Genomic DNA, 9,960 nt, shown 5'->3' with positions numbered 1-9,960 from the left:
GAGTAGGGGCGGTGTTCATGCGGGGCAAAGGAGGGCGGGGCCGGCGGCGGCCCGCCCGGTCAGGAGAGAGAGGTTAAAGGTTCGGCACCAGTAGGCTGTAAGTCAGCATGTCTTCCAGCACCACGAAGCCGTGCTGCTCGCCGGGGGCCAGCGCCAGCGAGTCGCCGGCCTGCACGCGGCGCGGGTCGTGGCCCCAGCTGGCCTGCCACCACAGCATGGCCCCGCGCAACACGCACAGGCGCACGCGGTGGGCCAGGGCCATGCGCTGGTGGTGGGCCCCCGTTTCGCCGCGCGTGAGCAGGGCCGTGCAGCCCGGCGGGGCCAGCAGGTGGGCCACGGCCAGCCCCTCGATGTTGGCGAAGGGGTGAAAGAAAAAATCGGCCCGCACCCATTCGGGGCAGGGCTGCTCGTCGAGCGAGAGGGGCAGCAGGCGCGGGCTTTGCAGCTCTAGCAGCAGGGCTTCCTTGGCCGCGTAGGCCGAGGGCATGAGGAGCGGGGGCGCAGACATAGGCAAAAAGCGTAAAAAGCGGCGGCCGGGCCGCTAGCGGGGCAGGGCATCAAAGCCGGGCGCGGGGGCCGGCGGGCGCGGGCGGGCGTGCTGCCCCGTCAGCAGGGCCTCGATTACTTGCAGCTGGGTTTGCACCGTGTGCATAATCACGCTGAGCTGGCTCAGGGCCGTGCGCACGCCCCCGATTACCTCCACGCTCTTTACCTCCTGCTGGCGCAGCTCGCGGTTGATGAGGTCGAGGCGGTCGAGGGCCTCGCGCTCCTGCTCGCGGCTCTGGCGCAGCATGTCGGCGGCGTGGCCGTTGTCGAGGGCCTGCTGCAAGGCCCACTCGTGGCGGGCGGCGGCCACGGCGGCCGTGCAGGCTTCCTGGCGCTCGCGCAGCGCCTTTTCGGCTTTCAGGTACAAACTCACGCACACGGCCACCAGCACCAGCACCAGCGCCCACAGCACCGCAAACAGCGGCCCCTGCTGGCTGACCTGGGTGGTGGCGGCGCTGGCGGCCGTGTGCGTGGCCTGCGTCAGCTCGGGTAGTTGCAATAGAAGGGATAGGAGTAGCGACACGAAGTATAAATGATTGATGGTGAAATATTTATAAGTTAAAAAATGTATGAAGTCATATAAAGCCGGTTATTCAGAATAAAGTCCGTCATGCTGAGCGCAGCGCAGCGGAGTCGAAGCATCTCTATCGCTGAACTAACTCCTGACGCCCGCCCGATTGCGTCCGTCATGCTGAGCGTAGCTTCATGACGCCTAGCAACGGTGCGGTAGAGATGCTTCGGCTGCGCTCAGCATGACGGGTGTAACTATTTGCCTGGCAGCAGTTGCCCGCGCTGAGCCGTCGCCTTTATCCTGGCTTACCAGGGCGTAGCTGCTTGCCTGGCAGCGGTTGCCTAAGCAGCCCCGCTCAAATAGCCCCGGGCACATACTGAAAGTGCATACCATCGGGGCGGGCCTTCCAGTCGGCCCCGCAGGTCCAGCCGTGGCGCCGCCACACGTTCAGAAAGGCCTCGCTCCACATGCCGGGGCCGCCCTTGGGCCGGCCCAGCGGGTTGAGGGCCGCGTTGAAGTCCAGGGCCAGCCCCCAGCTGTGGATGCTGTACTCGGCCAGGCCGCGCTTGCAGCGCACCGCCCAGCAGCCATCGTAGGTGCGCAGCTCGCGGGCCAGGCCGGTGGCCACCAGCTCCAGCAGCACCTTGTCGAGGGCCGGCGCGGCCAGCCGGTGCAGGTACAGCGCCGTGATGGGCTTGCCCGCGAAGGCCGGAAAAAACGGCCGCACGGCCAGCGGCAGCGGGTGGCGCACCAGCCACTGGGCCGCGAAGGCCGGCAGGCTGGGGTTGCCGTAGGCCGCAAAGCAGCGTTGAGAGTCGGTCATACAGGGCAGCAGGGTAAAAGCAAGGGGGTGCGGGAAATAATTTAGCTCACCCGCCCGGCGCGCCAGGGTGCTAAGTGCGTGTGGCTTAGCCGGGCCGCGGCGGGTGCGGCAGGGCTTCGTTTTTCCAAAGCTCCTGTGTTGCCCGGGCCGGGCCAAATCCGGGGTAGTAGTTGCCCCCGTGCCGGGTGGCACTCACGGCACAGCGGGTCGTGAGTGCTGGCCGCGCCGCTGCTCGCGCCGCCCGCTGCGGCGCGGCCGGCGGCGCAGGCCCGCCCGCTTTCCGCTCCCTACTAGACGCGCCGGCCGCCCCGAACGCGCCGGCTATCCCCCCCAAAGCACGCCGCCTGCCCGCTGCCGTCTACCCGCTGCGCCGGCCCCGCACCCCCCCGCTGCGGGGCCGGCCTGGCCGCTGCCGCCGCCCACGCCGCCGGGCTTATTTTTTAGGCAAATAATTGGTTTAAAGTATTTTGCAGAGAAGATGCGCAAGCAGTAGCCCGCCAGGTAGCCCGTACTCACGGCAAAACCTGCCGTGAGTGTGCGGGGCCGTTTGCGCTGCCTCCGGGGCCGCCCAACCTTTGCCCTACCAACCGCCCCGAGGAATAGGCGGCGGGGCACTTTTCGGCTTTGTTGGCCGCCCGGGCGCTGGCCCGGCCCTCCCTCTTCATTCTGGCATCCTTCTTATGATTTTCGAAGCCCTTCAATTGCTGCGTGCCGAGCTGACGGCCTACCTCGTCGACTCGGGCCGCGACACCCAGGTGCAGGTAGAGCTGAGCAGCCCCACCAGCAATGCCGGCCAGGTGCTGCTGAGCCTGGTAAACGTGGAAGAAGAAACCACCCTGCGCAACAGCAGCCCCTACCAGCGCAACCCCACCGGCGGCTACGACCTCGTCAACCCGCCCGTCTTCCTCAACCTCTACGTGCTGGTGAGCGCGGGCGGCCAGGACAGCCCTACTACCTACGCCACGGCCCTCAAGCGCCTGGCCTGGGTGGTGCAGTGCTTCCAGCAAAAGCACGTGCTTTCGCCCGCCACCCAGGCCGGCTTTGCCAGCGACGACCCCGGCGCGGCGCGCCTGCGCCTCTCGCTCGACCTCTACTCGCTCTCATTCGAAAAGCTGAGCCAGCTCTGGGGCACGCTCGGCGGCAAGCAGCAGCCCTGCGTGCTCTACAAGGTGCGCGTGGTCGAAGAGCAGGGTCAAGGCCAGCTCGGCCACGGCCCCGAAATCACGCTCATCGAACGCCGCACTACCATCACGCCTTTGTCTACCAACTAGCCAAGCCGCCTCGCTATGTCGCCGGAAGTCTTCCGCACGGGCTACCATACCCTGCTTGAGGTGCAACTGCTGCACCGCTATTTTCTCAACGTCGGCACTACCAAGTTCGAAGACGCCCCTACCTCGCCCAGCGTCATGGCCGCCTGGCGCGCCTACGACCTGCGCCAGTTTTGCCGCCTCGAGCCCAGCCCCGCCACCCGCGCCCTGCTGGCCGAGCAGCGCCTGCTGCTGCGGCCCCTCGCCGAGGGCTTTCGCGTGGCCCAGGCCCTCGATGCCGCCGGCACCGCGCCCGCCGTGCCCCTGGACGCCAGCACGGAGCTCACCTTCTGGCTCTACCTCACCGACCCGGCCTGGCCCCTCTACACCGACCCTGGGGCTGGCTACGAGTTCGCCCGCCTGGTGCCCAGCCCCACGAACCCGGCCGGCCAGGTGCTGGTGCTATCCTACGATGAGCAGGATGATGGTTCGGCGTCCACTGCGCCGTTTGTGTCCCTGAAACAGTCCCTGGAGCCCTGGCCGGCGGCTGCCTCCCCCGACCGGCCCCTGGCCGTGCTACGCCTGCGCCTGCTCTCCTCGCCGGGCACGCTGCCCGACCCGCGGCACTTCCGGCACGTGTTCGACAACCGCCGCACTACGTGGGAATACAAGGGTAGCCCCGTGCGCCCCAACCCGCTGCCGCTGGTGCACCACGGGCGCGTGGTGCCCGATGGGGCTCATGCCACCCTGCCCAACCCCTCGCCCGCCACCACCGAGCAGCGCCCCGATGGTATTTACTACTCAGTCATTTACTAAATTTTATCACCCCTAAGTACCCCTTTTTACCAACCCCTTTCTCAACCCTATGGCCAGTACGTTAAATCTTGGCACCATCAAGACCCCTGGTGTCTACATCGACGAAATGTCGCTGTTTCCGCCCTCCGTGGCGCAGGTCGATACGGCCGTGCCGGCCTTCATCGGGCCTACGCGCCAGAGCCGCAAAGATGGCCAGTCCATCGAGGGCACGCCTACCCGCATCACCTCGATGGCGGAGTACCGCAGCTACTTCGGCGGCGCGCCCGACCGCGCCCTGGCCGTGACGCTCGACGCCAACAACGGCGTGCAGCGCATCCAGGCCGCCGAGGGCCCCTACCTCTACGACAGCATCCAGCTCTATTTCGCCAATGGCGGCGAGAAATGCTACGTGGTTTCGACGGGCAATTACTCGAAAGACCTGCTATACGATGATTTTAACAATGCGCTGGACGCTTTGAAAAAATTTGACGAACCGACCCTGATTGTCATGCCCGATATTCTGCGCATGAAATCGCGTCGGCGAGATGCATACAATTTGGCGGTTCAGCACTGCCACGCCATGCAAGACCGGTTTGCCATTCTGGATGTGCCGATGGATAACCTATACAGCGGGCCGCCGAAAACCATTCAGAAGGAAATGGAGGATTTCCGCAATGACAACCTCATTTCGTACCCCAACTACGCGGCTGCCTATTACCCGTACCTGCAAACGAGCCTGCCGCTGACCGTCAACCTGAGCAAGGTGAAGGTAGGAGGCCTGAGCCTGGCGGCGGCCGTGAACGCAGCCGGGGGCGACGGCGGCCCCATCACCGACGGCATCAGCCTGGGCGAGGAAGTGGCCGCCCTGCGGAAACTTGTTTTTGAGCTTGATGGCTATCCGACAGCTTCCAACAAGGCGCAATTTGCGCAAGCCAAGCTCGGCGTACTTACGGGCATTACCATTGCCAGTAAGGCAGGGGTTGAAATAATTAACCCGTACAAGTCGGCATCCAGCACGCTACAGACCGCTATCAGTGGGTTAACCAATGCCAGCCAAGCCGCTGATGTTGACCCCTTGTTTGGTCAGTTCAGCCGCGACATGAGCCGCCTGCTGGCCCAAACCGAGCAGCGGCTGGCCGAGCAGCTGGTTACCCTCAAATCTACCACGCCGCTCTACGCGGCCATCGTGGCCGCCGCCGAGGCGCAGGGCGCGGTGGTGCCGCCGAGCGGAGCCATCGCCGGCATCTACGCCCGCACCGACGCCGACCGCGGCGTGTGGAAATCGCCGGCCAACGTGGGCCTGACCTACGTGAACGGCCCCGTGGTGGCCATCACCGACGCCGAGCAGGAGGACATGAACGTGGACCCCAAGGCCGGCAAGTCCGTCAACGCCATTCGCGCCTTCAGCGGCAAGGGCACCCTGGTGTGGGGCGCGCGCACGCTGGCCGGCTCCGACAACGAGTGGCGCTACGTGTCCGTGCGCCGCTTCTTCCTCATGGCCGAGGAGTCGATTAAGAAAGCCACCGCCCAGTTCGTGTTCGAGGCCAACGACGCCAACACCTGGGTGCGCGTGCGGGCCATGATTGAGAACTTCCTGACCCTGCAATGGCGCGCCGGCGCGCTGGCCGGGGCCAAGGCCGACAACGCCTTCTTCGTGCGCGTGGGCCTGGGCCAGACCATGACCCCGCAGGACGTGCTCAGCGGCTTCATGATTATCGAAATCGGCATGGCCGTGGTGCGCCCCGCCGAGTTCATCGTGCTGCGCTTCGCGCACAAGATGCAGGAGGCCTAGCCCTGGCCCCCTGCTGCCCCCGGCCCGCCGGGCCGGGTAGCGCCGGCGACCCTGGCGTAGCCGGCCGGCTCGCCCCCGTGGCAAGCACCCCGGCCAATATGCAAGTGGCCGCGTGCTGCACAAGCCGGCCCGGCGCGGGTGCCGGCGCTACCCGCCCCGGCGGGCCACCGGGCAGCTTCTATTTATAAATTTTCAGTTTTCCCGCCTTTTTCAATCATGGCAAATTATCCCATTCCCAAGTTTCATTTTCAAGTAGAGTGGGGCGGTTCCAAGGTGAGCTTCACCGAAGTAACCGGCCTCAACGTCGAAGCCGACGTTATTGAGTACCGCGATGGTGCTTCGCCCGAGTTTCACAAAATCAAGATGCCGGGCTTGCAGAAGTTTTCCAACATCACGCTCAAGCGCGGCACCTTCCAGGGCGACAACGATTTCCAGAAGTGGTGGAACACGGTGGCCATGAACACGGTGGAGCGCCGCGACGTGGTCATCAGCCTGCTCAACGACAAGCACGACCCGGTGGTGGTGTGGAAGGTAAAGCAAGCCTGGCCCAACAAGGTGCAGTCGGGCGACCTCAAGTCGGATGCCAACGAGGTGCTCATCGAGAGCATCGAGCTGGTACACGAAGGGCTCACCATCCAAAACGGCGACTAAGCGATGAATGGCCAGCTACTTTACCCGCCGCCGGGGTTTCACTTCCGGGTAGCATTTGAGTTGCGCGGCCAGTCGGTGCAAGACGTTCGCTTCCAGGAAGTGGCCGGCCTCACCACCGAAATGCAGTATGAAACGGTGCGCGAAGGGGGTGAAAACCGCTTCGCGCACCAACTGCCGGTGCGCGCCCAGGCCGGCGACCTCGTGCTGAAGCGGGCGCTGCTGCCCACCTCGGGCGTGTACCGCTGGGCCCGGGCGGCCTTCGACGACTTCAGCTTTCAGCCCCTGAACCTGGTCGTGACCCTGCTCAACGCCCAGCACCAGCCCCTGCTGGCCTGGCAGGTGGTGCACGCGCTCCCCAAAAAGTGGGACGTGGGCGCCTTCAACGCCGAGCAAAACGCCGTGGCCCTCGAAACCCTGACCCTGTCGTACCGCTACGCCCGCACCCTGCGCAGCTAGCCCGGCCCCGCCGCGCCTACTCCTCGCTTTTTCCCCTTTTTCGGCCATGCCCGTCGTCATCAAAGAACTGGTTATCACCGCCACCGTGGACGCGCCGGCCCCGGCCTCCGCCGACGCTGCCGCCGACGCCCCGGCCGCCGACGCGGCCCTGGTGCTGACCCGCCTGCAAACCCAGCGCCTCGTGCAAAGCTGCGTGGCCCAGGTGCTGGCCGTGCTGCGCGAGCAGGCCGAGCGCTAGAACCGGGCCGCTGTTTTTTCTCCCGCCTTTTTTCTCTCTTGCTTATGCTCGGCGCACTGCTCAAAATGAAGATGGTGGGCTTTCGGGACGACAAATTCCTGAAGCCTACTTTCGCCGCCTTCACGGCCCAGGTCAACCCCGAAAGCTACAGCCTCGACCACACCATCGACCTCAACAAGGAGCAGCCCTCGGGCAGCGATGGGAAACAGGAAATCTACATCGGGATGAACCCCCGCCGGCTCAGCTTCGAAATCATTTTCGACGGCACCGGGGCCATCGGCGACGCGCCGGCCTCGCTGGCCAAGGCCGCCAGCGTGCCGGCCCAGATTAAGCTCTTCAAGAAGACGGCCTACGACTACTTCGGCGGCAGCCACCGCTCGCCGTTCGTGCTGCTGCAATGGGGCTCGCTCCTCTTTCAGGGCCAGCTCGAAAGCCTGAGCCTAGTGTACAAGCTGTTCAGCCCCGAGGGCGTGCCGCTGCGGGCCACGGCCCGGGTGGCGTTCAAGGAAGTGGTAGCCGACTCGCTGCTCACGCGCCTGTCCAACGCGCTCTCGGCCGACCTCACCCACATCCGCACTGTGCAGGCCGGCGACACGCTGCCGCTGCTTTGCGAGCAGGTGTACGGCGATGCTACGCTCTACAGCAAGGTGGCCGAGGCCAACCAGCTCGTCAATTTTCGCCGCCTGCGGGTGGGCCAGCAGGTGGCGTTTCCGCCGCTCGTGCCCACCGACACCGAGGCCGCCGCGGCCTGATTTTACCCCGGCCTTTTACCGCCCTTTTTGCCCTGCTTCTCATGGCCCTTGCCTCCCGCATTCCCGACATCGACGGCCCGCGCAGCCTGCCCACTTTTACCATCAAGGTCAACGGCCTGGCCCTCTCGCGCGAAACCCTGCCCCTGAGCGTGCGGGTGCAAAAGGAGGCCAACCGCATTCCCACGGCTCACCTTGTGTTCAGCGACGGCGACCCTACTACCTCGGAGTTCAAGCTCAGCGACAGAGCGTTGTTTGCCCCCGGCAGCCGGGTCGAGATTTCGGCCGGCTACATGGGCCGGGCCGAGCGCGTGCTCTTCAAGGGCCTGGTGATGAAGCAGGCCATCGAGGGCCGCCCCGGCGGCCAGCCCCGCCTCACGGTGACGTGCAAGGACGCCTTCGTGAAAACCACCCTGGCCCCGCAGCGCCGCTACTACACCAAGCAGACCGACAGCCAGGTGGCCCGGGCCATCGTGGGCCGCTACGGCGGCCTTGCGGTGCAGGCCGGCGCTACCAGCGTCACGCACCCCGAGCTGGTGCAGTACGATGCCACCGATTGGGACTTTCTGCTGCTGCGGGCGGCGGCCAACGGGCAGCTGGCCTTCGTGAGCGATGGCCGCCTGACCCTGGCCAAGCCCGAGCTCGGCCAGGTGCCGGCCGTGAAGCTCCTCTACGGGGCCACCGTGCTGAGCTTCGACGCCGAGGTAGATGCCCGCGACCAGGTGGCCGGCCTCAGCGCCACCGCCTGGGACCCCGCCAAAGGGGCCCCGGCCACCGCCAAGGCCACCGAGGAAGTGCGCAACGCCCTCGGCAACCTGGGCAGCCGCGAGCTGGGCGCGGTGCATGGGGCCACTCCCGTGCTGCGCTACGATGGCGCGCTGCCCGCCGATGAGCTGCAAGCCTGGGCCAATGCCTCCCTGGCCCGCCACCGGCTGGCCAAGGTGCGGGGCCGGGTGCAGTTCTACGGCAACGCTGCCGTGAAGCCCGGCACCACGCTGCGCCTCGATGGCCTGGGCAAGCGCTTTAGCGGCCTGGCCTACGTGACTGGGGTGAGCCACCGCATCGAGCAGGGCACGTGGGTGACCGATGCCCAGCTCGGCCTCGACCCGCGCGCGCTGGCAGCCAGCCTGCCCGGCGGCCCCGGCCCGGCCGAGCTGAGCCCGCCGCCCGCCGGCGGCCTGGTGACCGGCCTGCGGGGCTTGCAGCTGGGCGTGGTGACGGCGCTGGCCGGCGACCCCGCTGGCGAAGAGCGCATCCTGGTGCGCCTGCCGCTGGTAGACCCCGCCGCCGACGGCACCCGGGCCCGCCTGCTGAGCGTGGATGCGGGCAAGGAGCGCGGCTTCTTCTTCCGCCCCGAGGTGGGCGACGAGGTGGTGGTGGGCTTTCTGCACGACGACCCCCGCCAGGCTGTGGTGCTGGGCGCGCTGCACGGCAGCCGCCACCCCGTGCCGCCACCCTTCAAAACCGCCGACGCCAACCCCCTCAAGGGCTACGTGTCGCGCAGCAAGCTCCAGCTGGTGTTCGACGATGAAAAGAAAAGCCTGACCCTGACCACCCCCGGCGGTAACCTGCTCAAGCTCGACGACGAGGCCAAGGGCATTACGCTGCAAGACCAGCACGGCAACAAAATCGTGCTCGGCCAGGAGGGCATCAGCCTCGAAAGCAGCAAGGCCATCACCCTCAAGGCCACCACCGATGCCAAGCTCAGCGCCCAAAACGTGGGGTTGGATGCCCAGGCCCAGCTCAAGGCCACGGGCGCGGGTGGGGTAGAGCTGAGCAGCAGCGCTACGGCCGTGCTCAAGGGCGCCACCGTGATGATTAACTGAGGCCCGGCCGCCCGAATTTCTTCCAGCCAATCAAGTGGCTTTCAAATAGCAATACTCATTTCTTGCCGCGTATGGGTCAGCCCGCCGCCCGCCTCACCGACATGCACGTGTGCCCCATGCTCACGGGCAATACGCCCCACGTGGGCGGCCCCATCAACGGCCCCGGGGCCCCCACCGTCCTGATTGGGGGGCAGCCCGCCGCCCGCGTCGGCGACCACGCCGTGTGCACGGGGCCGCCCGATACCATCGCGGCGGGCTCGGCCACGGTGCTGCTGGCCGGAGCCCCGGCCGCCCGCCTGGGCGATGCCACGGCCCACGGCGGCCGG

At 66.6% G+C, this 9,960-nt stretch carries 12 protein-coding genes; 9 read left to right on the top strand and 3 right to left on the bottom strand.

What is annotated here, in order from left to right:
• Positions 1-73: 73 nt before the first annotated feature.
• The 3 genes from VFO93_RS07205 to VFO93_RS07195 form a co-directional block, all read right to left on the bottom strand.
• Positions 74-508: a hypothetical protein gene (locus VFO93_RS07205; RefSeq protein ID WP_325133675.1), complete on the bottom strand. Its 435-nt coding sequence runs from the start codon at positions 506-508 to the stop codon at positions 74-76.
• A 33-nt stretch (positions 509-541) separates the two neighbouring features.
• On the bottom strand, positions 542-1,069 hold the full coding sequence (locus tag VFO93_RS07200) for a hypothetical protein (RefSeq protein ID WP_325133674.1): 528 nt from the start codon (positions 1,067-1,069) through the stop codon (positions 542-544).
• Positions 1,070-1,412: 343 nt separating this feature from the next.
• On the bottom strand, positions 1,413-1,880 hold the full coding sequence (locus VFO93_RS07195) for a M15 family metallopeptidase (RefSeq protein ID WP_325133673.1): 468 nt from the start codon (positions 1,878-1,880) through the stop codon (positions 1,413-1,415).
• Positions 1,881-2,560: 680 nt separating this feature from the next.
• Between VFO93_RS07195 and VFO93_RS07190 the strand changes: the two genes are divergently transcribed.
• The 9 genes from VFO93_RS07190 to VFO93_RS07150 form a co-directional block, all read left to right on the top strand.
• Positions 2,561-3,151 carry a DUF4255 domain-containing protein gene (locus VFO93_RS07190; RefSeq protein WP_325133672.1) on the top strand — a complete coding sequence of 197 codons (591 nt, stop codon included), beginning with the start codon at positions 2,561-2,563 and terminating at the stop codon, positions 3,149-3,151.
• A 15-nt stretch (positions 3,152-3,166) separates the two neighbouring features.
• Positions 3,167-3,943 (top strand): hypothetical protein, encoded by a 777-nt coding sequence (locus VFO93_RS07185; RefSeq protein ID WP_325133671.1) that lies wholly within the window; start codon positions 3,167-3,169, stop codon positions 3,941-3,943.
• Positions 3,944-3,992: 49 nt separating this feature from the next.
• A complete protein-coding gene (locus VFO93_RS07180; protein WP_325133670.1) occupies positions 3,993-5,714 on the top strand; it encodes a phage tail sheath family protein in 1,722 nt (573 codons plus the stop codon).
• Positions 5,715-5,930: 216 nt separating this feature from the next.
• Positions 5,931-6,365, top strand: coding sequence for a phage tail protein (locus VFO93_RS07175; protein ID WP_325133669.1), 435 nt, complete (start codon positions 5,931-5,933; stop codon positions 6,363-6,365).
• A gap of 3 nt (positions 6,366-6,368) precedes the next feature.
• Positions 6,369-6,821 (top strand): phage tail protein, encoded by a 453-nt coding sequence (locus VFO93_RS07170; RefSeq protein ID WP_325133668.1) that lies wholly within the window; start codon positions 6,369-6,371, stop codon positions 6,819-6,821.
• A 46-nt stretch (positions 6,822-6,867) separates the two neighbouring features.
• Entirely contained in the window at positions 6,868-7,059 is a 192-nt protein-coding gene (locus tag VFO93_RS07165) for a DUF5908 family protein (protein WP_325133667.1), read from the top strand.
• Positions 7,060-7,103: 44 nt separating this feature from the next.
• Entirely contained in the window at positions 7,104-7,811 is a 708-nt protein-coding gene (locus VFO93_RS07160) for a LysM peptidoglycan-binding domain-containing protein (protein ID WP_325133666.1), read from the top strand.
• Between the two features lie 41 nt (positions 7,812-7,852).
• Positions 7,853-9,634 carry a type VI secretion system tip protein VgrG gene (gene vgrG, locus VFO93_RS07155; protein ID WP_325133665.1) on the top strand — a complete coding sequence of 594 codons (1,782 nt, stop codon included), beginning with the start codon at positions 7,853-7,855 and terminating at the stop codon, positions 9,632-9,634.
• A gap of 71 nt (positions 9,635-9,705) precedes the next feature.
• Positions 9,706-9,960: PAAR domain-containing protein (locus tag VFO93_RS07150; RefSeq protein ID WP_325133664.1), on the top strand; the 255-nt coding region annotated here is incomplete at its 3' end.

This window comes from Hymenobacter sp. (assembly GCF_035709525.1).
Taxonomy (GTDB): Bacteria; Bacteroidota; Bacteroidia; order Cytophagales; family Hymenobacteraceae; genus Hymenobacter.
The sequence above is the reverse complement of the archived record's forward strand: the minus strand, read 5'-3'. Positions and strand labels throughout refer to the sequence as shown.